This window comes from Niallia sp. FSL R7-0271 (genome assembly GCF_038005785.1).
Taxonomy (GTDB): Bacteria; Bacillota; Bacilli; order Bacillales; family Cytobacillaceae; genus Niallia.
Map to the genome: position 1 here is coordinate 1,349,224 of NZ_JBBOTZ010000002.1, position 25,411 is coordinate 1,374,634.

Annotated in this window: 21 protein-coding genes and 1 riboswitch; of the genes, 5 read left to right on the top strand and 16 right to left on the bottom strand. The window is 39.2% G+C overall.

The genetic code is table 11. The features are described from left to right. The first annotated feature begins 27 nt into the window (after positions 1-27). Positions 28-660 (top strand): esterase/lipase family protein, encoded by a 633-nt coding sequence (locus MKX82_RS26840; protein WP_233314966.1) that lies wholly within the window; start codon positions 28-30, stop codon positions 658-660. A 371-nt stretch (positions 661-1,031) separates the two neighbouring features. Here the strand turns inward: MKX82_RS26840 and MKX82_RS26845 are convergent, their stop codons facing one another. The 5 genes from MKX82_RS26845 to MKX82_RS26865 all read right to left on the bottom strand — a co-directional run bounded on the left by MKX82_RS26845 (position 1,032) and on the right by MKX82_RS26865 (position 7,024). Next, positions 1,032-1,526 (bottom strand): LURP-one-related/scramblase family protein, encoded by a 495-nt coding sequence (locus MKX82_RS26845; RefSeq protein WP_341081437.1) that lies wholly within the window; start codon positions 1,524-1,526, stop codon positions 1,032-1,034. 166 nt (positions 1,527-1,692) lie between these two features. Beyond that, a complete protein-coding gene (gene phnX / locus MKX82_RS26850; RefSeq protein WP_341081439.1) occupies positions 1,693-2,532 on the bottom strand; it encodes a phosphonoacetaldehyde hydrolase in 840 nt (279 codons plus the stop codon). Between the two features lies 1 nt (position 2,533). After that, the gene (phnW, locus tag MKX82_RS26855) at positions 2,534-3,622 is read right to left on the bottom strand and encodes a 2-aminoethylphosphonate--pyruvate transaminase (protein ID WP_237943059.1); all 1,089 of its coding nucleotides are present in this window, start codon (positions 3,620-3,622) and stop codon (positions 2,534-2,536) included. Between the two features lie 14 nt (positions 3,623-3,636). Continuing rightward, the gene (locus MKX82_RS26860; protein WP_341081442.1) at positions 3,637-6,279 is read right to left on the bottom strand and encodes an extracellular solute-binding protein; all 2,643 of its coding nucleotides are present in this window, start codon (positions 6,277-6,279) and stop codon (positions 3,637-3,639) included. Then, a complete protein-coding gene (locus MKX82_RS26865; RefSeq protein WP_251647297.1) occupies positions 6,272-7,024 on the bottom strand; it encodes an ABC transporter ATP-binding protein in 753 nt (250 codons plus the stop codon). The genes MKX82_RS26860 and MKX82_RS26865 overlap by 8 nt, the downstream gene beginning before the upstream one ends. Before the next feature lie 219 nt (positions 7,025-7,243). On the opposite strand from MKX82_RS26865, the gene MKX82_RS26870 reads away from it, so the two are divergent. Further along, positions 7,244-8,017, top strand: a complete 774-nt coding sequence (locus MKX82_RS26870; protein WP_233314961.1) for a DeoR/GlpR family DNA-binding transcription regulator — start codon at positions 7,244-7,246, stop codon at positions 8,015-8,017. A 34-nt stretch (positions 8,018-8,051) separates the two neighbouring features. Here the strand turns inward: MKX82_RS26870 and MKX82_RS26875 are convergent, their stop codons facing one another. From MKX82_RS26875 to mmuP, 5 genes are all read right to left on the bottom strand, one after another. After that, positions 8,052-9,182, bottom strand: coding sequence for a glycerate kinase (locus tag MKX82_RS26875; protein WP_341081446.1), 1,131 nt, complete (start codon positions 9,180-9,182; stop codon positions 8,052-8,054). Between the two features lie 24 nt (positions 9,183-9,206). Continuing rightward, positions 9,207-10,475, bottom strand: a complete 1,269-nt coding sequence (locus tag MKX82_RS26880; RefSeq protein ID WP_233314959.1) for a GntP family permease — start codon at positions 10,473-10,475, stop codon at positions 9,207-9,209. 123 nt (positions 10,476-10,598) lie between these two features. Next, positions 10,599-11,720: a CdaR family transcriptional regulator gene (locus tag MKX82_RS26885; protein ID WP_341081449.1), complete on the bottom strand. Its 1,122-nt coding sequence runs from the start codon at positions 11,718-11,720 to the stop codon at positions 10,599-10,601. Positions 11,721-12,522: 802 nt separating this feature from the next. After that, on the bottom strand, positions 12,523-13,458 hold the full coding sequence (mmuM, locus tag MKX82_RS26890) for a homocysteine S-methyltransferase (RefSeq protein ID WP_341081452.1): 936 nt from the start codon (positions 13,456-13,458) through the stop codon (positions 12,523-12,525). Continuing rightward, positions 13,433-14,839, bottom strand: a complete 1,407-nt coding sequence (gene mmuP / locus MKX82_RS26895; RefSeq protein WP_341081456.1) for an S-methylmethionine permease — start codon at positions 14,837-14,839, stop codon at positions 13,433-13,435. The genes mmuM and mmuP overlap by 26 nt, the downstream gene beginning before the upstream one ends. A 76-nt stretch (positions 14,840-14,915) precedes the next feature. Next, positions 14,916-15,017, bottom strand: a riboswitch (SAM riboswitch). Positions 15,018-15,309: 292 nt separating this feature from the next. On the opposite strand from mmuP, the gene MKX82_RS26900 reads away from it, so the two are divergent. Both MKX82_RS26900 and MKX82_RS26905 read left to right on the top strand, forming a co-directional pair. Continuing rightward, complete coding sequence (locus MKX82_RS26900; protein WP_341081459.1) at positions 15,310-16,512, top strand: CynX/NimT family MFS transporter; 1,203 nt, start codon at positions 15,310-15,312, stop codon at positions 16,510-16,512. Between the two features lie 107 nt (positions 16,513-16,619). Further along, on the top strand, positions 16,620-17,093 hold the full coding sequence (locus MKX82_RS26905) for a CBO0543 family protein (RefSeq protein ID WP_341081461.1): 474 nt from the start codon (positions 16,620-16,622) through the stop codon (positions 17,091-17,093). Between the two features lie 8 nt (positions 17,094-17,101). On the opposite strand, the gene MKX82_RS26910 is transcribed toward MKX82_RS26905, so the two are convergent. Both MKX82_RS26910 and MKX82_RS26915 read right to left on the bottom strand, forming a co-directional pair. After that, entirely contained in the window at positions 17,102-18,766 is a 1,665-nt protein-coding gene (locus MKX82_RS26910) for a M20/M25/M40 family metallo-hydrolase (protein ID WP_341081463.1), read from the bottom strand. Positions 18,767-18,837: 71 nt separating this feature from the next. Further along, positions 18,838-19,575 carry an IclR family transcriptional regulator gene (locus tag MKX82_RS26915; RefSeq protein ID WP_341081666.1) on the bottom strand — a complete coding sequence of 246 codons (738 nt, stop codon included), beginning with the start codon at positions 19,573-19,575 and terminating at the stop codon, positions 18,838-18,840. Between the two features lie 285 nt (positions 19,576-19,860). Here MKX82_RS26915 and MKX82_RS26920 point away from each other — a divergent pair, with 285 nt between their 5' ends. After that, on the top strand, positions 19,861-21,057 hold the full coding sequence (locus MKX82_RS26920) for an ornithine--oxo-acid transaminase (protein WP_341081464.1): 1,197 nt from the start codon (positions 19,861-19,863) through the stop codon (positions 21,055-21,057). Between the two features lie 41 nt (positions 21,058-21,098). Here MKX82_RS26920 and MKX82_RS26925 read toward each other — a convergent pair whose 3' ends face one another. The 4 genes from MKX82_RS26925 to kdpB all read right to left on the bottom strand — a co-directional run bounded on the left by MKX82_RS26925 (position 21,099) and on the right by kdpB (position 25,403). Then, entirely contained in the window at positions 21,099-21,521 is a 423-nt protein-coding gene (locus MKX82_RS26925; protein WP_233314950.1) for a CBS domain-containing protein, read from the bottom strand. Beyond that, positions 21,518-22,690 carry a KdpD-like non-kinase potassium sensor gene (gene kdpDN, locus MKX82_RS26930; RefSeq protein WP_341081467.1) on the bottom strand — a complete coding sequence of 391 codons (1,173 nt, stop codon included), beginning with the start codon at positions 22,688-22,690 and terminating at the stop codon, positions 21,518-21,520. Before kdpDN ends, MKX82_RS26925 begins: the two co-directional genes overlap by 4 nt. A gap of 67 nt (positions 22,691-22,757) precedes the next feature. After that, entirely contained in the window at positions 22,758-23,321 is a 564-nt protein-coding gene (gene kdpC, locus MKX82_RS26935) for a potassium-transporting ATPase subunit KdpC (RefSeq protein ID WP_233314949.1), read from the bottom strand. A 27-nt stretch (positions 23,322-23,348) separates the two neighbouring features. Next, positions 23,349-25,403 carry a potassium-transporting ATPase subunit KdpB gene (kdpB, locus tag MKX82_RS26940; RefSeq protein WP_341081468.1) on the bottom strand — a complete coding sequence of 685 codons (2,055 nt, stop codon included), beginning with the start codon at positions 25,401-25,403 and terminating at the stop codon, positions 23,349-23,351. Between the last annotated feature and the right edge of the window lie 8 nt (positions 25,404-25,411).

The window sequence follows — 25,411 nt, forward strand, 5'->3', positions numbered from 1 at the left end:
TAAATTATTATTTTTGGAGGGAGTTAAATGAAAAAACTATTAGTAGGTTTTATACTAAGTATCATTCTAATTTTGTCTGCAGTTGGGATACATCCAACTAACACAAACGCAGCCACTGACCATAATCCAGTTGTTTTAGTTCATGGCATTAGTGGCAATAGCTATAACTTTTATGCTATAAAGAATTATTTAGTGAGTCAAGGTTGGAATCGAGACAGTCTCTATGCAATTGATTTCTTAGACAAAACTGGTAGAAATTCAAACAATGGACCACAACTTTCTAGATATATAGAGGGTGTGTTAGCAGAGACTGGAGCAGATAAAATAGACATTGTTGCTCATAGTATGGGGGGAGCAAATACTCTCTATTACATTAAGTATCTAGGTGGAGGAGATAAGATTAGAAATGTGGTAACACTTGGTGGTGCTAACGGTCTTGTTTCCTCTACTGCACTACCAGGAACAGATCCAAACCAAAAAATTCTCTATACATCTATCTATAGTACAGGTGATAGGATTGTATATCCATACTTATCTAGATTAGAAGGTGCTAGAAATATTCAACTGTATGGAATTGGTCATATCGGGTTATTGTCTAACATCCAAGTAAATGGTTATATCAAAGAAGGGTTAAATGGTGGAGGCCTTAATACAAATTAAAAGACAATTCCTTGGAACCGTACTATTACGTTTCTTTTTATAGTTCATCAGTATATCCGTTCATAATTATGAAAAAGTTTTGATTTAATTATCTAGTAAGTGGTACTACCCCTTTATCATATTTGAGCAAGCATAATCTTCATTAATATAGATTATCTTTATAGCGTAGCTTGAAAATTTAATTCTGTTCGGACTCACTACCTCTATACTCACTATTCCCCGCATTTAATTTAGAGCAAGACCGATAAAACCTCATTTATTTATAGTACTAATACGTACCATATATAAATGAGGTTTTATCAAGTAAAATATAGCCGTGATGATTCCCTAATTATCTTTTTTCCATCTGCATATTTATTTCTGCATCTTCATCATGTCGCTGCCGAAGCAGCCGCTGCTTCATCAGACTTCACACAATCAATTGCTACAACTAACGCGATAATAATAGCCTCCATCTCTTCATTCTCTATCTGAACCTTATAGCTGTCTCCCCAAGTAAACCATTCCTTGCTAACGGTACCAATCACATTGCCATGCTGTTTGACTTGAAAATCCATGTCCCACCAGTTACCCTGTACCTCAATATCTGCTGCATCTATCGTATACCGTGGTTTAAAGAATGAAAACTCTTTTCTTATCGTTAACGCCTCATGGCCATTTACCTCTACAAAAAACTTCGGTAAAAAGCTGAATACCTTTTTAGTAATAAGGGCAACTTCTTGTCTATTTGTATTCATTATGGAGAAGGTCTTTGGGACTTGCATAAAGCTTCCTTCCACATAATAAATATCCTGCTCTGTTTGATCTTTCACTGTAAACTTTCCACTTAAACTGAATACCTTTTGCTTTATATAAAGTTGTTTCATAAGGCACCTCCTGTAAAATTGGGCAATCCAAAAGTGCTGATTTTTAAGTTTTCCTATTTGTTAACAATACGTATTAGCCATACCAAAAGATTCGTCCATTGCAAAAAAAGCAAAAGCCTCCCTAACGGAAGGCTTTTGCAACGGTTAATATTTCAAGTGTGTTTTTTTAAGCAATTGGCATCTTTATTTCAGCACCTGCACCAGGTCTTTTACCTGCCTCTATCATCTCTTCCAATTTCTTCATTAATAGAGGAAGCTCTCCCATCGTTTGGATAACAAAATCTGCACCATTTTCAATAAAACGCTGTCTTGTTGTGTAGATGCTTTGCTCCTTTTCTTCCTCTGTAAGTGCTGTGAATTCTTCTTGCGTTAGTCCCATTTCCGAGCTTCCAATTACAACTCCTACAGACCAGACTCCTGCATTAATGCCTTCCTTTATGTCGGATACTGTATCGCCAACTTTTATAACGTTCCAAGAGGCTGTCAGCTTTAATTCCTCCATATTACGGTAGATCATATATGGATATGGTCTGCCATATGAATCTGTTTCGTCTGGAGTAACGAGAAAGTCTGGACTGTAGCCTTTCTGTTTAGCGTTTGGTACGACGATGTCCATCATTTTTTTTGTGTAGCCTGTTGTGGAGCCGATTTTGATGCCGCGCTCGCGTAAAACTTGGACTGTTTCAAGCACTTCTGGAATTGGATTGGTATATTCGCTTAAACTTGCGAGCAGGGCTGGCTCGAATTCAGCATATAGCCGCTCTACGTCTGCTTCTGTAAACTCACGTCCGTATTGCTCTTTCCATAGGCTTGAGATTCTTGGCATGGAAAGCATTGCTCGGATATGGTCGATTTTCAGCATCCCCATCGGTTCTCTTGCTTCTGCCATTGTTACATCGATTCCGGCATTGTGGAAAATATCAATAAACACATTTACTGGTGCAAAGCACCCAAAATCTACTGCTGTTCCTGCCCAATCTAGAATAATGCCTTCTACTCTGTTCATATTAAAGTCCTCCCATATATTCTTTAATAACATCACATAGTTCTTGTATGTCTGTTTCATAGATCTCGCCGATATTGCCAATACGGAATGTGTCTATATCAGTTAGTTTACCTGGGTATAGAACAAAACCTTTTTCTTTAACATACGAGTAGAAATCAATGAAGCTAAAAGTTTCACTTGGATACAGAAAGGTTGTTATAATTGGTGATTGCTTTTCTTCTGTAATATAAGCAGTAAAGCCGATCTCTGCTAGCCTGCTTCTTAGTACTGAATTATTGTTGTGATATCTTTTAAATCTAGCAGAAACACCGCCTTCTTCTAGCAGTTCATCGATTGCTTTTGAGAATGCTGCTACTACATGTGTTGGGGATGTAAAGCGCCATTTTCCGTCCTTGTCCATTTCCTTCCATTGATCAAACAGATCTAGCGATAAGCTGCGGGCATTGCCTTCACATGCAATCAGTTCAAGCTTGTTGGCTAATACAAAACCGAAGCCAGGTACTCCTTGGATGCATTTGTTTGAGCTGCTTATTAAGAAATCTATTCCCAGCTCTGCTATGTTCATTTCCACACCGCCAAAGCTGCTCATTGCATCGATTATCAGCTTTTTATCATAATCCTTTGCTAACTGAGCTGCTAGAGTTAGAGGGTTTAAGATTCCTGTTGTTGTTTCACAATGAACCATCGCAATATGGGTAATCGTCTCATCTGCCTCAAGAATGTCTCTCACTTTTGCTTCGTTTGGATGTTCATTATACGCTGTACGGTATTCTACAAAGTTAAGACGCAAATATTTCGCCATTTTCACAATCCGCTCGCCATAGGCCCCGTTAGTAATAATAAGCAGTTTATCTTGCTCCGAAAGAGCTGTATGCAACACAGATTCTACTACAAAGCTGCCGCTCCCTTGCATTAATACTGCTGTATAGTCGCTTTCCGGTGCACCCGCCAGTTTTAGTAGCTGTGCTCTAATTTTTTGGGTAATTTGCTTGTAATCATCATCCCATGTACAGCGGTCAAACAGCATTTCTTCTTTTACTGCTTTGCTTGTTGTTAATGGTCCAGGTGTTAGTAATTTATAGTTTCTCATTGTTGTCTTCCTCCTTATTGTTTCGCTTCCGTAAATAATTGCTGATGCTTTTCTAATAGTTCTACAGTTAATTGCTCTGCATACTGTTTGGCATGAGCAGGTTTGTTAATGTCATCTACTGTTTCGCCTTCATAAATGGCTACTGGATAATTCGTGATTAATTCCTGTCTGGCATCATTGATAATTGTTTCCGCCATTTCCATGGCAAGCTTTGTTTTTTCCTTATCATCTTTGTTTACGACTGCAACTGATTCTGTCAAAGAGAAATTCCCTTCTGTCGGATCAACATAGCTGATCGGTGCTCCTTCCTCTTGCGCTTTAACTGCTTGGTGGCGAAGTCCAAATCCTGCAGCTACTTCTCCAGCTTGAACTTTTTTGATAGGACCAGACCCTGAGCTTTCCAAATGGGGACCAACATTAGCAATCAGCTTTTCCAACACTTCTTTCCCTTCTTCTTCTCCGTATTCTGTTAGAATGGCTTGTACTAACAGCCACCCTGTTGATGAATCTGCAATATTTGGAATTGAGACTAAATCTTTATACTCAGGTTCTGTTAAATCCATAATAGACGTTGGCGCTTCTAAAACATTTTCCTTCAGTACCTCTGTGTTGACAAAAATCGCACCAGTAATTGCAAGGATTGGAGAATAAAAGGCTGGATGTTCATCAACTGCTTTTGTTTCAAACGTTAAATCTGTAAACATATCATTTTGTTGTTGTGCACTTTCAAGGAAATAGGAGCTCATTGTGACCAGATCTGCTTCTATGTCTTTTCCTTCGGCAATAAGTTTCCCGCCAAGTTCAGAAGTTCCTAAAGACTGTAATTGATATTTGCCTTCATAACCTGCTGCATTTAATGCATTTTCCATTGCTGTTATTGCCTCTTCATCACCATTTGTGGCAATCACTACTTTCTCTGACGCTGCACTGCTGTTACTGCAGGCAACCGTCACAAAAAACAGACTGACGGTTATCAATAACAAAGCCACTTGTTTCATCGCTTTTTGCATGTTAATCCCCTCACTTTTTTTGGATTTTGGAACAAAGCCTGCTGCTTTATGTTTTTGGACATAATCACAGATAAGCTTTACTGCTAAGTTTGTAACAAATATTAGAATCGACAGAACAAATATTTCATTGAATTTAGCAAAATGCTGCAGCTCCTTAATTTTGCTCGCAAGCACAACTGTCTGTGTCGATACTAAAAAGATAATCCCGCTGATGGTAACCATCGAATTGATAAAATAATAACTGAACATTTCGATAATTGTTGTTATAGAGTTAGGTAAGATAACTCTCCAAATTGTTTTGAACCAGCTATCTCCGAATAAACCTCCTGCTGTTTCCCAATTTGGATTCATTTTTGCTAACGTGTTTTTTGCCATCAAATATGGTGTTGTAAAATAATGAACGATATTACATAAGATGATAATTAAAAATGTTCCTTTTAGAGTGCTACCATTGATAAGCAGTAAATAAGATAATCCTAATACCATGCCAGGAACTGTATTACAGATGATAGAGATAACATCCAGTACCTTCGTTTTCATACTTGTTCGCGCTGCTAGTAATGCCGCGAAATAAGCTACTACTGTGCCAAAAACAGCTGTACTTGCTGCTATTAAAATCGAATTCTTGTAAACGAAAATTAATTCACTGGATTCAAGTACTGATTGAAAATGCCCCCAAGTAAATGACATATCATACGGATAACTGTTTACGAATGGTGCGATAAATATAACCGCAAATACAGACAGCATAGCTGTGATAATCAGTGCAGACAGAATACCGAAAGCACTGTCTCTTTTCTTATTCTCCAGCAGCTCCATATCAGAGACATTGTCATTATGAAAATTGAATTTTTCCAAATAGCTTAACAGGAAAATGCCAATTACACTTGGCAAAAGCATCATTACAGCGATTACTGCCCCATGGTTAAAATTAGGAATAGATCCAAGCATTACTTGATAAAGCTGTGTTGCGACAACATTGTACGTCCCGCCGATAGAGGCCGGAATACCAAAGTCTGTGAAGCTTAGGATAAACGAAAGCACAAACGCTCCACCTAATGTTCCAATTAACGGGCGAAGCACCGTGGTATTAAAACTGCGGAACACCCCATCTCCCATTAGTTTCGACACAATCATATATTTCTTGTCTACCTGCATAAAGGAGTTGTGAATTAACAAAAATGCTGGTGGAATGGTATAAATGACATAGCCAAGCAATAAGCCATTAAAGCCATAAATATTGAATAATTTCCCGCCAAATATGTTTGTCAGCAAGCCTTGCTTTCCGAATGAATAAATAATCGCAAAGCCATATGTTATTGTCGGGAGCAGCATTGGAACAAGAATGCCAATTCTAACCGCTTTTTTCAGTGGCTGAAACATCCTAGTACATTGAATACTGTATGCCAGCACAAACGCGATAACGGTTGTTAATACAGCAGTAAGCCCTGACACTTTCACACTGTTCCAAACTGCTTCACCAAAAGCTTTATCTGTTATTACTGTCTGAAAATGAAGCAACGATAAACCTTCATCTCCCTGCACCGACCGAATAAACAGCAGAATGAGCGGAACAAGCATAAATAACGAGAACAGAAGAACAACGAGCCAATAAATAAGGCGCATCTCTTTTTTGACACTATACATGGGCGCCACCATATAAGGACAGAATGCTTTGTCTTTTCGTCTCCAGCTGTTTCAAAATAAAGCTGCGTACAAATTCATTTTGTGGACGCTGCATGATATCTTCTGGTGTTCCAAACTGGGAAACTTTACCGTCGTTGATGATGAGAATTTTATCAGACATCGTCATCGCCTCTTCCGGATCATGTGTAACCAGAATTGTCGTTAGCTTAAACTCCTTAGCGATTGTTTTAATTCTTTCCTTAATCGATTCTTTAATAACCCCATCTAAAGCACTCAAAGGCTCATCCAATAATAGAATTTTCGGTTTTGTCACCAGTGTCCTCGCTAGTGCGACTCGCTGCTTTTGCCCTCCTGATAATTCATGAATTCGTTTAGTCAAATGAGGCTGCAGTTCAAGGAAATCAATGTACTCTTGAATTTCTTGTTCTGTAATGCTGCCTTTTTTATTTTTTAATCCATAACGGATATTGTCATATGCATTCAAATGAGGAAATAGTGCATAGTCTTGGAATACAATATTAAATCCTCGTTTTTCCATTGGAACTTTTGAAACATTATCCTCATTGAAAAGTATTTTGCCATTATCCATTTTTACTAATCCTAATATGATTTTTAATAGAGTTGTTTTTCCACTTCCACTTTTACCTAAAAGGGAGACGATTTCCCCTGTTTGGATGGATAAGCTAATATCTGACAGAACCTCTTTATCCCCGAATTGTTTGCTGACATTTTGTAGTTGAAGCAAACTTTCCACCTCCTCTTGCACAACTTCAGTATAAATACTATATGTAAATGACAAACCTGTTTTTTGTTAAGCGAATGTAAAATATGCATATTTTAAGCATAAGTTATACATTAGTTTTGCATATATTCATTTTAATTAATTAGTGTTTCTTGCTTTTTTTCTACGTATAAAGTATAAATAGAGGCAAGTTCACTATTAAAATGAATGAGGGGAAAAAGCATGTTTCCACTAGAAAGACAAAAAAGAATTATAGAATTGTTGATGGTCAAAAAAGTCCTTAAAATGACAGAATTAACTTCAGAGCTTGGCATCTCTGTTGATACTTTACGCAGAGATATTCAAACGCTAACGAATGAGGGGAAAATTGAGAAAATATATGGTGGTGTGAAGCTAGTTGAATCGTTCTTAGGTGAATCGACTATGGGAGAGCGGATGGTCAGCCACTTGACTGAAAAAGAAAGCATTGCCCTTACATGCAGCAATCTCATCAATGATGGCGATTGTATCTTTCTCGACAGCGGCTCTACAACCTATCAAATCGCCAAATATATTAAAAACAAGAAAAACTTGACGGTCGTAACCAACTCCATTCCAATCATAACCGAGCTAATGACTAGCGATGTGGAATTAATTGTGATTGGCGGCAAAATCCGTAAAGAAGAAAATTCAGTAGTAACATTTGATTATCTATTTAACTTTCAAGAGCTCAATATCTATAAAGCATTTATCTGTACAAGCGGGATTACGCTAGAAAAGGGAATTTCTGATTATAATTTAGAGGAAGTCTTAACAAGGAAGAAAATGATTGAAATATCCAAGGAAATTTATGTAGCTGCTGATAGTTCGAAGTTTGGTAAAGACGTGACCGTTAGCATTGCCCCGCTAGAGAGCATTGATTACATCATTACAGATGCCAATTTATCTGATAGTATTGTCGAGCAGTTCCGCGAAACAAATTGCACTTTAATACTCGCAGAAAATACGGAAAAATAAGAAAGGGGAGTCACACAACGGTGACTCCCCTTTCTTATTTCATCCCCCAGACAACAGCAATATTCCGGGCTGTTCTTTCCACATATTCCTCTGCATTCTGAAATGCTTCCTGTAAGGATATAACACCTGGAATGATGCTGAAGACTGCGTCAATGCCGTGTTCATGAACAACATCACTGTCACTTGCAGCATTACCAGCTATGGCTATTACAGGGACACCATGTTTTTTGGCAGTCTTAGCGACGCCGATTGGGGTTTTCCCAAAAATCGTCTGACTGTCTATTTTTCCTTCTCCTGTAAGGACTAAATCAGCATCAGCAACAAGCTCAGAAAGCCGGGTTGCTTCAATCACAATGTCGACGCCGCGCTTCAAATCAGCTTGCATAAATGCCAGCAAACCGCCGCCCAGTCCGCCTGCTGCTCCTGCCCCAGGTACTTCAGCTATTTTTATGCCTAATTCTCGTTCAATGACTGCTGCATAATGAGCTAGGTTTTCATCTAGTTGGTGCACGATTTCAGGAGTGGCACCTTTCTGCGGACCAAAGATGGCAGAAGCTCCTTTTGGACCAATCAAGGGGTTATCCACATCGCAAGCCACTTCGATTTTGACACCAGCTAACCTTGAGTCCAAATGCGATAAATCGATGGCAGCAAGACTGCTGAGGAAACCGCCGCCATCTTCTAATTTTTGACCGTTCTTATCAAGGAAACGGGCACCAAGCGCGCTTGCCATCCCAGCACCGCCGTCATTAGTCGCACTGCCGCCAATACCGATAATAATATGGTCGACATTATGCTCAAGTGCAGCGGCAATTAATTCACCAGTGCCTCTTGTTGTCGTAACAAGGGGATTTCTTTTTTCTTGTGGTACTAAATAAAGCCCAGAGGCTGCCGCCATTTCGATTATTGCAGTTGTTTCATTACCAAGTATTCCGAAAAACGCCTCTACTTTCTCGCCTAACGGGCCAGTCACTGTTTTTGTGATAATTCTTCCGCCTGTAGCATCCACTAATGACTGCGTAGTACCCTCTCCTCCATCAGCCATAGGCACTTTCACATACTCAGCATCAGGAAATACTTGCTTAAAGCCGTTTTCAAGCGATTCTGCTACCTGTAATGCTGATAAGCTTTCTTTAAAGGAATCTGGTGCAAGGACAATCTTCATCTTTATTGCTCCTTTCTATATTTTTTAGCCAAATAGTTTAAACACCCCATAAATAAGGGTTGATATGATTGCTAATGTTAAGCCCACTAGTGTTTCATATGGCAATAGCTTTAGGCGTTCCTTCATGTCCATGTTGACACTGCCGCCTGTAGAATGGAAGAAACTTCCGTGTGGAAGATGATCTAGAACAGTAGCACCAGCATGAATCATTGCAGCACCGGCAAGGGCTGACACACCCATGTCAAGGATGGTAGAACTGAACACTTGGCTTGCCACTGCTGTTCCTGCAGTAGTAGAAGCTGTTGCTGCCGACATAAAAATTCCCGATACAGGTGCAAGCACATAACCTGGAAGTCCAAGGACATTTAACCCATCAATGAGCACATCCTTTAAACCAGAATTAGCAATAATTCCTGCTAATGTGCCTGTTCCAAGCAGCATGATCGCAACACCGGACATCTTTCCTAAGCCAGATACAGCATAATCATTAATCTTTTTCCCTCTCCCCATCACAATTGCACCGACTATTCCGCCAACCGGCAAGGCAATCATTGGATCGATGCTAATATTAAATAGCGGCCGTAATGCTAATAACAAAATCGTTACAATCGGCGCCACAATCGCTGTTAAAAAGGATGGAAGCTCCATGCTGTTAGGAGAGTCAATTTCCGCTAACTGGACGACTGACCCTTTTTTGACAAGTCTTTTTGCAAGCAAATAGGTAATGGCGAGTCCGAAAACAGCTGGAATGATACCTGCAGCCATAATGGATGTTAACGGAACATTAAAGGCATCCGAAGCAGCAATCGCGTTCGGGTTTGGTGACATGATATTCCCTGCCTTACCTCCGCCAATCATTGCCAGCAAAATAGCGGTTTTAGAAATGCCGGCCTTTTTAGCAATTGCCAAAGCAATCGGTGCTACTGTAATAACGGCAACATCAACAAACACACCGACTGTGGTCAAAATCATCGTCGCTAATGATAAAGCGAGGAGCGCCCTTGTTTCTCCCAGCTTTTTTACAATCGTTTCTGCGATAACAGCGGCCGCACCAGATTCAATCAAGACACCAGCAAGCACCCCAGCTGCCAGAATTCTTAGCACTGCAGGAATAATCCCCTCCGCACCTTCTATCATCAACAAAACTGTATTAGCTATATCTACTCCTCCGACTAGTCCACCGACTAAGGCGCCGGCAATCATGCCATAAGCAGGAGAAACTTTCTTCAGTATTAATACAATTGCTACAACAAGTGCTACAATTGCTCCTAAAGCGCTTACTTGAATGTCCAAAATAGTTCCTCCTCATTTGTTTGTAATTATTAATAATTGTAAGCGTTTCCTAAATGTTTTTCTTCGTTCATTCCATAAAAAAAAGCTTGGCAGCTCCAAGCTTTTTTGTGCATTTGCACAAGTCTATGAAAGTTGATTTTGAAGAACAGAAAGATAAAGCTCTACTAACTCCTTTATTTTCCGCGGGTCCTTACCTGTCAGCTCATTAATTCGCTCTAAACGGTAGCGAAGTGTATTGCGATGAATAAACAGCCTTGCTGCCACTTTGTTCACGTCTCCATTTTCCTCTACATACATAAGCAAGGTTTCAAGCAATTCCCCTTTTTTATCCTGTTGCTTCAGCCTCTCGATATAGGTACCAAACTTAACATCTAGCCCCTGTTCTTTTGCTTGCGACAGAAAAATCGGCAGCTTTCTGTCCTCTGAGGAATAGATGTTCTTATCTGGATCTAGCTTTTTACCAACCTTTAAAGAATGTACAGCTTCCTGATAAGAAATACGTATCCCTTCCAAGCCGCTGTAGTATGTTCCAAGAGAAAATTTGACTGCCAGCTCTTCCTGTTTTTCGAGATAAGACATCCATCTCTCCAGCTCAGCTCTTGTGGCTGCTTGATTCCAGACGCCATTTTTTAATACAATCCTTTTTAATAGAATAATATAATGTTGGTGGACAACATATAGATCATCCGTTGACAGCTTTGCACGAATGGTTTTAAAAACTTTAGCATTATCATCTGCTGCCATAATTATTACCGTTCTTGGAATAGTTAAGTCCATGCCGAGCCGCCTAGCTCGGTCAAAATAGAGTGAATCAAAGTCTTCCTGTCCATTAAGCAGCATCGTCACAAGCTCTTCTTTTAACCGCTCATCCCATTGCATTTCCTCCATTAAAAAGGCTTGCTGGATGATCATTTCGGCAGCCATTCTGACAAGCTCTCCATAATTACGGATTTCCTCAGGTGCTCCCGTTATCCCAATGACACCAACAACTTTTTCATGAAAAGTAATCGGCAAGTTTATACCTGCTTTCACCCCATGAAACTTATCTGCTTCTGTAACACCAATTTCAAAACCAGTCTGCGTTTCGATTACCTTTACTGCACCTTCATGGATAGAATCAACTCTATCCTCATCCCCTGAGGCAATAATAACCCCTTTTTCATTCATAACATTAATATTCCAATTTATAATTGTCATCGTGCGATTGACGATTTCCTGTGCTAGCTCCTTGTTTAAGTATTTCATCTGAACCCTCTTTTCTGGTACAAAAGGATATCCTTCTTTATTAAGATTATATTTATCTTAACATAGCAGTCTATTCTGACTTCACTTAATTTTTTTAAGTTATTCTTTCTATTAAATATCTTATTAAAAATATAATGCAACCTTTTCTTTATAATCACGTAGGTCCTCTTACTAGCAACAAACGATATCCATAAAAAAGCACCCTAATCTTAATGTAGTCTAAAAATTAGGGCACCCACCATATTATTTGAAATAAAAAAACTATATTTCACTTAGGAATAACTATTCTGAATACAAAAGTGTTTATTATTGATGTAATTATTTTTTGTGGGAAGAAATTTTAGGACGGGCAACAAGAAAGAAAATCGTATGCAAAACAAAGAAGATTACCGCAAATATAAGAAAATCTACTATCAAAATAAATTCAACATTATTTTGTATGAAGTCATGAAGAAAGAAAGTTATAATCAATACAATGAAGCAGCTTAAAGTACTTTGTTTCCAAAAAGAACTGTATGCTATTTTTGAAATGAAAAACACCTCCTCTATTCACCATTCTAATCACATCTTAATTTAAATCTTCAGCTGTACAACCTGAATATCAACCCACTATCCTATCGCTTCAAAATATAATATAAATGCCTTATAAAAAAGATATATAACTATAGATATACTTACAAAAACTATATTATTTATCTCTTATCAAATTTACTTCTCTCCATTTAAAATAAATTATAGACTTAAATTTTCTCTTTCCTTATAAAAAAAGACTTGGATTATATCCAAGTCTCAGAATTATTCACTACCGCAATTCTCTAGCAATTACTGCAATATCCCGCGGTGATGTTCGGCAACAGCCGCCGATAATGCTCGCTCCTGTTTTAAACCATTCTTTATGGCTTAAACTTGCGCATGCTTCCTCGCCATGCCAAGTTTTTGTGGTCGGGTCGTATGTTTCGCCTGAATTTGGGTAGACAATTATTGGTTTATTTGTACTTTCTTTTATATTTTTGATTGCTTCTGTGATGATTTGTGCTGATGCACAATTAAAGCCGATGGCGGCAATTTGGTCGTGTCCTGTGAATTGTCTGCCACAATCCTTTAATGGTGTGCCGTCACTGATTTGTGTTTCATCTTTTAATGAGAAAGAAAGCCAGGCGTATGTATTCGGAAATTCCTTTAGTATTTCAGTCAGTACGGTTGCTTCCTGCAAAGAGGGAATTGTTTCAAATGCAAGAATATCAGCTCCTGCTTCCATTAATGCTATCATTCTTTTCCGATGAAAGTCTGTAAGTACTTTGTTTGTTACATCATAGTTCCCGACATATTCAGATCCATCTGCCAAGTATGCGCCATATGGTCCGACTGATGCAGCGACTAACGGCTTGGGTCTGTTTGACTGTTCGTGCTCTTTCCAGAAGTCATCTCTAGCCTTTCTGGCAAGAGCAACGGATTTTTTTATCAACTCTATTGCTTTTGTTTCATTTATACCTCTTTCTGCAAAGCCTGCAATCGAGGCCTGATAGCTTGCGGTGATGGCGCAATCTGCTCCTGCGCGAAAATATTCTGTATGCACTTGATAAATAAGCTCTGGCTTTTCTAAAAGCACTCTTGCTGACCAAAGCGGGTCATCTAAATTACAGCCATATGCTTCTAATTCTGTCGCTAATGCTCCGTCTAAAATCATCAGCGGATAATCTGATAAAATATTGTTAATTGGATTGCTGCTGATCGACATACTTTACTTCTCCTTTTTTTAATTTCTTCATTACATAAAAGCTGACATAGCAAAATAGGATAAATGGAATTCCGCAATACAGGGCAATCCGTTGTGTTGGGTCAAAGGCAATACCAATACATGATGCAAGACATAATAAGAAAGAAGCAATCGGTACAAATGGATACAACGGTGTGCGATAGACTAAGCTGTCGACAGAGTTTCCTTCTTTAATAAAGCGTCTGCGGAACAAAAACTGTGAAGCACTAATGCTCATCCAAACAGCGACAACAGCTAGTCCAGAAATAGACACGAGCACGATATAAACTGTATCTGGAGCTGCTATGCTTGATAAAAGCGCTAATCCTCCGCCCAACATGCTGAAAATCACGGCATAGACTGGAACCCCTTTTTTCGACAGCTTTTTAAACTTCGGTGAAATTGTATTTTTATCTGCAAGTGACCAGAGCATTCTCGAAGCTGCATAAAGGCCTGAATTAGCAGCAGACAAAATGGCGGTCAAGATTACAAAGTTCATGATATCTGCCGCATATGGAATTCCAATCCGCTCAAACACTGTTACAAATGGGCTTTCTAACACCCCGGCTTCGGATGCTGGCAATAGGGCAGACAATACAAAAATAGTACCAACAAAGAAAATGATTAAACGCCATAATGTTGTATGAATTGCTTTTGGGACGTTTTTTTGCGGATCTGCCGTTTCACCTGCGGCAATTCCAATTAACTCTGTTCCTGAAAAAGCAAAATTAACAGCAAGCATCGTCATAAACAACGTGACAGCACCGTTCGGGAAAAGACTGCCACTTGTAAAATTACTCAGCAGCGGTGCAGACTGTGAATGAGTCATTGGAATAAGCCCGAACACTGCTCCTAATCCTAAAATAATAAAAAGGGCAATGGCAATTACTTTAATAGAGGAAAACCAAAATTCAGATTCAGCAAACAATCTGACTGTAAGTATATTAAGTATGAAAATTAAAATTGCAAATACTAAGCTCCAAATCCACACATTAACAGATGGAAACCAGCGCTGCATGAGAAGTCCTGCAGCTGTAAATTCTGATCCTAATGCAACAGTCCACGTTAGCCAGTACAACCAGGCAACTGTATAACCAGTAGCTGGGTTAATGTATTTAGCGGCATAGCTGTGGAAGGCTCCTGTTTCTGGCATATGCGCAGCCAGCTCCCCTAAGCACAGCATCACTAGATACACAACAAGCGCACCAATGAGGTAGGCCAGTATTGTACCGATAGGACCTGCCTGCTGTATAGTATAGCCTGAACTTAAAAAGAGTCCTGTTCCAATTACTCCTCCAAGTGACAGCATCACTAAATGTCGTGTTTGCATTTTCCGCTGAAATTGTTGTTTGTTCTTTTCCATCTTAACTCTCCTTAAAATATCCAGAAAAAAACACACCCTAAAATAGAGTGCGCTGCTGACTAATAAATAACATAAGCTCTTATCTATCAGGAGTCACCCGACTGGAATTAGCACAGTGTCAAAAAGACCTGTTGCTGAGGCTTCATAGGGCCAGTCCCTCCGCCTCTCTGGATAAGAAATATTTTTATTACATTAACAATCTATGAAATTATTGTCAATAGGGGCAATTTTGACTAAGTTACCAGAGAGTTATTCTTACATTTCTTTTTTAAGAGTAATTATGCTTATTATCTAAATGGAGGATTGTATAAGCAGTATTTTGAAATAACAAAAATCAGCAAAATTTTTTCTTTTAAAAGTAGCTATATCATTCTATTAGTTCTTACATCCTGTGAATTCCTTCTCAAAAAAACTTGCTTTCTTATGTTATACTGTATAAGGTTTGCAACATTTGAGAGGAGTTACCTAGTATGGACTTATCAAAATCATCTGATTACAACAAATCTATTTCTATTTATTTACTTATTGCAGGCATCGTGCTTGTCGCTTTCAACCTTCGACCGGCAATTACGTCATTAGGACCGCTTGTCGGCTTCATACAAGAAGATGTTGGACTAGCCCATTGGAGCTCTGGCTTGCTGATGAGCTTGCCCTTGATCACGTTTTCTGTCATGTCACCCCTCGTCCCTAAAATATCCAGCAGATTATCAAATGAAAAGACATTGCTTCTCGGTTTAATCATTTTATTGACTGGCATATGCTCTAGGTCAATTCCTTATACGTTCTTTCTTTTCGCCGGTACTCTGCTCGTCGGTATAGGGATTGCAATTGGCAATGTTTTGCTCCCTGCCATTGTTAAAGATAAATTCCCAGAAAAGTTCGGGTTAATGACAAGCGTTTACTCCACATCAATGGGTGTGTTCGCGTCTTTAGCTTCCGGATTAAGTGTCCCATTAGCTGACGGACAAGGCTTGGGCTGGCAAGGTGCTCAAATGGTTTGGGGAATTCCTGCAGTTGCTGCGATTATTGTATGGTTCTATTTATTGAAATACAATAGAGAAGATAAAGAGGTCATTACTGGTGCAAAGCCAGTCTCAACAAAAGTTTGGTCATCACCGATTGCATGGCAAATTGCCGTGTTCATGGGATTTCAGTCGTTTTTATTTTATGTGACCATCTCTTGGCTGCCAGAAATCCTGCATAGTTATGGAATGAGTCTTGAAACTGCAGGCTGGATGCTGTCCTTTACACAGCTGGTAGGTTTACCTGCAAGCTTTTTCATCCCGTTTATAGCAAGCCGTCTTCGTTCCCAGTCGTTGATTGCCTGCGGTTTAGGCATTTGTGCTATTTTAGGATACAGCGGTCTTCTGTTTAGTGCAGATCACTATCCAATCCTAATTATCAGTATCATCCTAATCGGTTTGGCACTTGGCGGAATTTTCCCATTAGCTCTCAGCTTAATCGGCTTCCGTTCTCAAAATGCTAAACAGGCAGCAGAACTGTCTGGGATGGCCCAATCAACAGGTTATATCTTAGCTGCTGTTGGCCCACTATTTATCGGTTCCTTGTTTGATTGGACACATGTTTGGTCAACCCCAATCGTGCTATTAATCATTATTGCAGGGATTGTGACAATATTTGGGATTTTGTCAGGTCGGGATAGACATATATAATTTTTATAAAAAACGGTGCACATTATTGTGTACCGTTTTTTTAGTATTTTATAGTAAATAATTGTAATTCATACGGACAAACTAAGAAAAAACCAAAGGAGAAAGCAATGTCTAAACGAAATGAACTTATTTTTTTACGAATTTTATTTGTTGTCAGTATTGGCTTTTTCTTAAACCTGATTAGAAAACCACTTTTAAAGGACTGGCTGATTATCTTTTTGTTTAAAAGCTATATTGCATCAATCTTAGATTACCTCGTTGTCAAAAAAGGCTATATTACATACCCTGTCAGGATTTTCAAATCTTTTGATATTAGTGTGCTTTTCAGCTACCTGATCTTTCCTGTCACTTGTGTTTATTACAATCAAGCAACAAAAAATTCAAAATTGCCGGGAATATTGTTTAAATGTCTGCTTTTTAGTCTTCCTTCTGCAGTTGCAGAACATTTTATCGAGAAGCATACAAAGCTGGTCCAATATAAAAAAGGCTGGAATTCTTCTTTCAGTTTCCTTTCGATTGCGTTTACCTTCTTATTTGTTCGAACCTTTATATCGATTGTTCGTAAAGTTGAAAAAGCATAAGCTAGTAATTAGTCAAGTGTATTATTCTCTTTCGGTGAAGCAGAAATATATGCCTCTGTAAATAAAGTAGTTATACTGTCAACAAGAATATCCTTTAATATATCAAAGGCATAATCAATATCTAATCGTTCTGTCCACTGATGGGCATCAAATCCGACCGGCCCGATATTCAATACAGGTACATTTAGCAGCTCTAATTCTCTAAGAGGGACTGTGTAACCTCTCTCCCAAATTGGCATATTGGCTGTAAGTGATATCATCGATTCTGCTGGATATTGCAAACCAGCATAGCTTAGGTCGGATATACCGTTAAAGTAATTTCGTTTTTCAAAATCTATGCCGTGAGCAGCTGTTCCGTATGTCTGTATTTGCTGAACAACTGTAGTTATTAATGGATGTTTATAGGAACTAATAGCAGGATAAAAGGGTGGCGCAAAAAACACGATGATCATAGGGGCAAGTTCTTTGCATAGTATCGCTAGTTTATCGACCATCTCAATGGTTGCTTCTCTGTCATCCATTTCTCCCCTGTTTTGCAAAATCGAGGTATGGATGCTTTCTACACTTTCTTTTCCATACTTCGTTACTGCATATTGACTAAGCTCATCATATGTTAATACAGAAACATTCATTCTAGGCGGCGAAAAGGGAGTATATTTAGCAAACTCGGCGGCTTGCAATGAATAGGATTTTGTTATTTTAGCAGCTGCATTGCCGGCTTTCTCCATGAGTAACTGCACCACATCATCCATTTTCTTTTCTAATAAAAACAGATTAAATAACGTAACAGCGCGATGCGGTATTTGCACAGAATAATCTTTTTTGATGCCATACTGAATTAAGTTAGTTGGCGGCGGTGTCGTTTCACCTTCTACTATTTCACATAAATCGGTATTCAGTTCGATTTCTTCTGTTAATAGAGATACCATATAGTTTGCATTCAACCCGGCAAAAGGTTCGCCGACATGTGTTTCTTTGCCGTAGCAAAGGAAACCTGGCAACAGCTTGCCGATGGATCCTGTATAAATATACTTATTATTGTCACCAGGATATCTCATAAACATCGGCTCACCGTTCAAAACAGTCACATATTCCAAGTCATATTCTTCAGCAAGTTCCAGCAATATTGGAACTGCCGCTCTCATTCCAATTGAATTTACTTCTTCATCAGGAACTGTCACTAACAAGATATTGCCTTCAAACTCTCCATTACATGCTTTTTCAATCATCGACATATGAAGGGCCAATCCACATTTCATATCCATCGTTCCCCTGCCGAATAACCAATTTCCTGTTTCCATATCATTCTTGACTTGTTGTGGAAGTTCTTCCTTATGCAACTGAAAAATTTCTGTTAGTTTCTTCGGATCAAAAGCATGTTCCTTCCATCTGCCGTAGTCCTGCACATCAACAACGTCAAAATGGCTGATCAGAATTACTGTCTTTTTTGTTGGAAGTTGATTTTTCACAAGGCCTGTAACAAAATATCTGCCATCTCCTGTTGGATTTTTTTGAAGATGATCTGGATGTTTCTGAAAATAATCTAAGCTTCTTAGCTCATTTACGACAAAGTCAGGAAGAATTTTTTCTGCGTCAGAGCCTGTAATACTAGGTATATTGACAAGCTTGCATAAAAGGTCGACTAATTGCTCTTTTGTGTTCCATTTTTCCATGTTAGCCCTCTTTTCCATATGATGAAATTTGTTTCCATTAACTATATAAAAATGGACAGAACCCGCTGACTTCAGGTTCTGCCTAATGCTGTAGAAATTTCTTTTGCCGCTTTCTTTATACAATGAATTAAGTAGGATAAACGTTCTTCGCTAACACGATATTGGACGACTCCGATGCTGATTGCCCCTACCAGCTGGTGATTAAAATCTAAAACGGGAGCTGCAACAGATATTGTGCCATCTGTTCTTTCACTATAGCTTACCGCATACCCTTGTTCTTTTATTAAAGACAGTTGATCAAATAATTGACTCTGTTTTTCTTTAGAAGATGGAAGCAATTCCTTAACGATTCTTTGCGTTTCTTCTTCTGGCATATTTGCCAGAATCGTTTTATTTGGCGCCCCAATTGAGAGCGGAATCCGCAAGCCGATTTTGTCAATAATTCTAACATTAGTAGGACTGTCGACTCGTTCAATAATAATGGATTCCATTCCGTCACGGATATTAAAATAAATACTTTCCTCCACTTGCTGTGCTAATTCTGCCATTACTTCGCGCGCCTTCGTTCGATAGTCTGCCTTCTCGAGCTGGCGCAAACCAATCTCCATCCATAAACTGCCGAGTTTATAATGCTTTGTATCGGCATTTTGCAGTACCAGCTGATGCTGGATAAGCGTATTTAAGAGGCGGTGAACTGTACTTACAGGCAGACTAAGACTGTCGGCAATTTCTGAAATCGACCACCATTCTCCATTATCAGAAGCAAGCAGCTTTATAATACTCATTGCTCTATCAATAGACTGTACCATAATAACCTTCATTCTTTTTTGACATATAAAATATTTTTACACCATCAATGTAGCAGACTGAAATACATTCTGCAATATAATTTTTACAAAAGTATGAATAATAAGAAATTTAACTAGAAGACCCATTGACATAATCTCATAATTATTTGACAATAAAATTAAGTTTCCAAATTATAGATGAAGTTTCCATAATGCGGAAAGTGATAACTTATTTTATGTACGTACCATACACGATATGATATAAACTTTCGTTTCGAAAACCACCTAATGATTGGAGGAATCCTTATGTCTATGTCAGAAAAATTTATTAGACAAAGTGAAGAATTCGGAGCAAATAATTATCATCCCCTGCCGATTGTCATCGAAAAAGGAGAAGGAGTGTGGGTGGAGGACCCTGAGAAAAACAAGTATATGGATATGCTTAGTGCTTATTCAGCTGTAAACCAAGGACATTGCCATCCGAAAATCATTGCTGCTTTAAAGAATCAAGCAGATAAAGTTACCTTGACTTCCAGGGCTTTTCATCATACTCAGCTTGGCCCGTGGTATGAAAAGCTGTGCAAACTGACAAAAAAAGATATGGCTCTGCCGATGAATACCGGTGCAGAGGCTGTCGAAACGGCTATTAAAGCTGCACGGCGCTGGGCATATGATGTTAAAGGTGTAGATGAAAATTCAGCGGAAATAATTGCATGCTCTGGGAATTTTCACGGGCGCACAATGGCAGCTGTGTCTCTATCTTCCGAAGCAGAGTACAGGCGCGGGTTCGGTCCTTTGCTGCCTGGTATCAGGCTCATTTCATACGGTGATTTAAATAGTTTAAAAGAAGCGATTACACCTAATACAGCAGCATTCTTAATTGAACCAATACAAGGTGAAGCAGGAATTATCCTTCCCCCTCCCGGCTTTATGAAAGCTGCCTTTGAATTATGTAAGCAGCATAATGTTCTCTTTATCGCAGATGAAATTCAAGTCGGACTCGGCAGAACAGGAAAGCTGTTTGCTTATGAGTGGGAGGATATCGAGCCAGACATGCTCATATTAGGAAAAGCTCTAGGAGGCGGGGTATTTCCTATCTCCTGTGTTGTTGCCAATAAGGACATTCTTGGCGTCTTTAATCCTGGTTCACACGGATCAACATTTGGCGGAAATCCGCTTGCTTGTGCCGTATCGATTGCATCATTAGAAGTTATAGAGGACGAACAGCTCGCAGACCGATCTCAACAACTCGGTACTTATTTTCTTGCCAAACTTCAAGGGTTAAATTGTTCTGTCATTAAAGAAGTAAGAGGCAGAGGGCTATTTATCGGCATGGAATTACATGAAGAAGCTAGACCTTTTTGTGAGAAGTTGAAGGAGCTAGGATTGCTTTGCAAAGAAACACATCATACCGTCATCCGGTTTGCTCCGCCCCTTGTTATTACGAAGGAGGAGCTTGATTGGGCAATGGAAAGAATTACTAAAGTATTTGCTGCAGAATAATAGAATAGATTAAGTCACGAAACTGATTAGGACATTCCTAATCAGTTTCTCTTCCTCCACACATTCCCGCTCTCCTCCGAAAGCCATTGTATCACTTCTCTCCGTCTAATAATTCCGATAAAAACACCAGAATCATCGACTACTGGAACGAAGTTTTGTTCTAGTAACGTGCTGACGATTGCTTCTATCTCACTGTTCACAGCTATCGCTTCATTACTAGCGTGAAGAGGTACGTCTTGAAGTTTCACCTCATTTGTATGTTGGAAGTCAAGATTTCCAGTATTTTTCATTTTCCATAACAGATCACCTTCTGTTACAGTGCCCAAGTAGCGGCCAGCTTTATCAAGGATTGGAACGGCACTGTAGCGGTGATACTCCATCTTCTCCATAACCTGCCTCATTGTCCAATGCTGGAATACGAATGCAACTTCGTGTTTTGGTATGAGAAAAAAGGCAACATTCATTGGCTTTTGTCCTTTCTGATTGGTTTGCTGTCTGCAACTATATGAATATCAATATTTGTTGTTTGTCTCATTATTTCATTGACGATGGAACCTTTTTTGATTTCTTCCCATCTTGTTCGTGCAGATTGTCCCAGCAATATTTGTGTAATAAAATGTTCATTCGCCGCTTCTACGATAATATGAGCAGGCTTTTGCATTCTTTTGTTTTTCAACAGAAATTCGGCACCGAATTGCAGGGCTAATTCCCTCCATGCTGTGATTTTTTCTTGTTTCCACTGTGGCATATCCTGCTCTTTGCTGTCTGTTACATGCAGTACATACAGCTTCGCCTTTAGGCGGTTTGCCATTCTCCAGCCTCTTCTAATAAGCTTTTCTGCAGTTTGGCTATACTGTACGCAAACTAGGATTTTTTCTTGGAGACCGATTGGCCCTTGATATAGATGGCCATTATTCTCTTCGATTTTTCCATCTACGTCATCAGCCACCTCTCTTAACGCAAGCTCTCTTAACGCATAAAGATTTTCCTCTGTAAAGAAGTTTTGTAGGCTTTGCTTAATTTTAGGACTATCATATACCTTGCCATCCTGGAGCCTTTTTCTTAATTCTGGTGGAGAAATATCGATTAGCTGAATTTCATTTGCTTTATTGATAAAAAGGTCAGGCAGCCTTTCGTTTACCTTTACTCCTGTAATATTGGCGACAATATCATGGACACTTTCCAAATGCTGAATATTGACGGCAGAATAGACATCAATGCCTGCTGCCAATATTTCTTCTACATCCATATATCTTTTCCGATTTTTTGATCCAGCTATATTCGAGTGGGCGAGTTCATCAATGATGACGATGTCTGGAGCTCTTTTCAGAATTCCAGGAATATTCACTTCATAAAATACCTTGCCTTTATAGTTCAATTCAAGGAGCGGAACCGTTTCAAGCACGCCAATCTGTTTTTTTGTTTCTGCTCTGTTATGTGTTTCTATCAGGCCAATAACAATATCCTTACCTTCTTTACGCAGTTCGTTTGCGTCCTGCAGCATTCTGTAGCTTTTTCCAACACCAGGCGCTGCTCCTATATACAGCTTTAGCTTACCCCTTCCTTCCTTTTCCATTTCTGCTAAAATTTCTTCCGCTGTCTTTCTTCTGAAATATGGATGATTTTCCTTCACATTTATTCCTAGCTCCTTTCTTTAAGCAAGCTCCCTGCCCTTTTAGCAGCAGGAAGCTTGGAAAATATTAAGAGGTCAATTCCATTAATGATATATTAAGTTTAAGCACATTTACTCTTTCCTCTCCGAACAATCCCCATTCCTTTTCTTCTGTGTGACGTTCAATCAAGCTTTTCAGCTCTGACTTCGGTACATTAGTATGTTCAGCAACTCTATTAATTTGTGCTAATGCCGCTTTTGGAGTAATATGCGGATCAAGTCCCGATCCAGAATTTGTTATTAAGTCGATGGGCAAGCTTTTTAATGATACATCTGGATTCTCAGACTGCCATTCTGTAATAGACGCTTTTGTTCGTTCAAGCATTTCCTCATTTGTTGGAGCATAGTTATTTGTCCCAGAACTAGAAGCATCATAATCAATACTTGAAACTCTTGAATGAAAGAAGCCCTCATCAGCAAAAGACTGTCCAATTAACTCAGAGCCAATCACTTTCCCTTCGTTATTGTAGACGAGACTGCCATTTGCCTGTTCTGGCAGCAAAACAGCAGCAATACCAGTAACTGCTAATGGGTAAATCACTCCGCAAATAAGCATAAATAATAAGCTTGTTCTTGCAACGGTTGCAAACATGGTTTCATCCCTTTCCTTCCGTAACTGTTATATTACGAACGAAATTAATATATCTATTACCTTTATTCCAATGAATGGAACAATCACACCTCCTGCTCCGTAAATAAACAGGTTCTTTCTTAATAGTGCATCTGAACTCATTGGTTTATATTCTATCCCCTTCATTGCCAGTGGAATGAGGAGCGGAATGATGATTGCATTGAAGATCAATGCTGACAGAATAGCTGTAACTGGCGAGTGAAGTCCCATAATATTTAACGCACTGACCTCAGGGATTGCCAGCATAAACATCGCAGGCACTATCGCAAAGTACTTCGCAATATCATTGGCGATGCTGAAAGTAGTCAAGGCACCTCTTGTCATTAATAGCTGTTTGCCAATGCTAACTACTTCAATCAATTTAGTAGGATTAGAGTCTAAATCAACCATATTAGCAGCTTCTTTTGCTGCAGTTGTGCCACTGTTCATCGCCAAACCAACATCCGCTTGTGCCAGTGCAGGCGCATCATTCGTGCCATCTCCAGTCATAGCTACTAATTTCCCTTTTGCTTGTTCATGCTTTATTACTGCGATTTTATCTTCAGGCTTACATTCAGCAATAAACTCATCCACACCTGCTTCTTTGGCAATCGTTGCTGCAGTTAATGGATTATCGCCAGTACACATAATTGATTTGATGCCCATCCGCCGCAGTTCGTCAAATCTTTCTCTCATCCCTGGTTTAACGGTATCTTTTAAATAAATAAGCCCAATAATTTGGTTGTCGATTGCCACTGCTAATGGAGTGCCTCCTGCTTGGGCTATTTTATTTGCTTTTCTGTCCAAATCTTCTGGCACATTGCCGCCGTTTGAAACAGCCCATTGTTTTATTGCGTCGACTGCCCCTTTGCGAACAAGTCTGCCATCAGGCAGATTTAACCCGCTCATTCTTGTTTCAGCTTTAAATTCAACTATATCTGCTCCGGCTGCCAAGGATAAATCAATTGCATAGCCTTCCTTTTCCAACAATTCCAGAACCGAGCGCCCTTCTGGGGTTTCATCCTTAACAGAGCTTGCGGCAATCCACTTATAAAGCGTATTCTTATTCGTATTGCCAGTTGGCACAAATTCACTTGCCATCCTGTTCCCAAAGGTGATGGTGCCTGTTTTATCTAAAATGATAGTGTTAATATCTCCTGCTGCCTCGACTGCCTTACCCGACATTGCCAGAACATTAAATTTGGTCACCCTGTCCATCCCTGCGATTCCAATTGCAGAAAGAAGCCCACCAATTGTTGTGGGAATTAAGCAAACAAGCAAGGCAATAAGAACAGGCACTTGCAGCTGAAAGCCTAAGTAGTTTGTAAAGAATGGCAATGTCATGACAACGAATAGGAAGATAAGTGTTAAGCTGATTAACACCGTGTTTAAAGCAATTTCATTCGGTGTTTTTTGCCGTTCTGCACCTTCGACTAATGAGATCATTTTATCTAAAAAGGACTCGCCAGGATTGCTTGTTATTTTCACTTTTATTTCATCACTGACGACAAGTGTTCCACCTGTTACCGAATTAAAATCTCCTCCAGCTTCTTTCAGCACAGGTGCTGATTCACCTGTAATTGCCGATTCATCAACAGATGCCAACCCTTGAATCACTTCCCCGTCACCAGGTATCATTTCTCCTTGTTTAACTAGAACGATATCCCCTTTTTTTAAGCTGGAAGACGAAACTTGCATAATGCTGCCGTTAATAAGCAGGTTAGCAAACACATCTGTCTTGGAAGTCTTAAGCGCATTGGCCTGTGCCTTTCCTCTTCCCTCTGCAATGGACTCTGCAAAATTTGCAAACAAGACGGTGAATAACAGAATGATAGAAACAGTGATAGTAAACCAGCGATCACTTTCATGTGCTCCTAATATATTAGGAAAAAAGGAAAGAATGAAAGTGATAAAGAATCCTAATTCCACAATAAACATTATTGGATTTTTCACCATAAGCTTAGGATGTAGCTTTAGGAAGGAATCCTTCATAGCATGTTTGATAATATCATTATTCATTAAGGCTGTTTCTTTCTGAATTTGTACTTCCTCTTGTAAATTCATTATTTAAC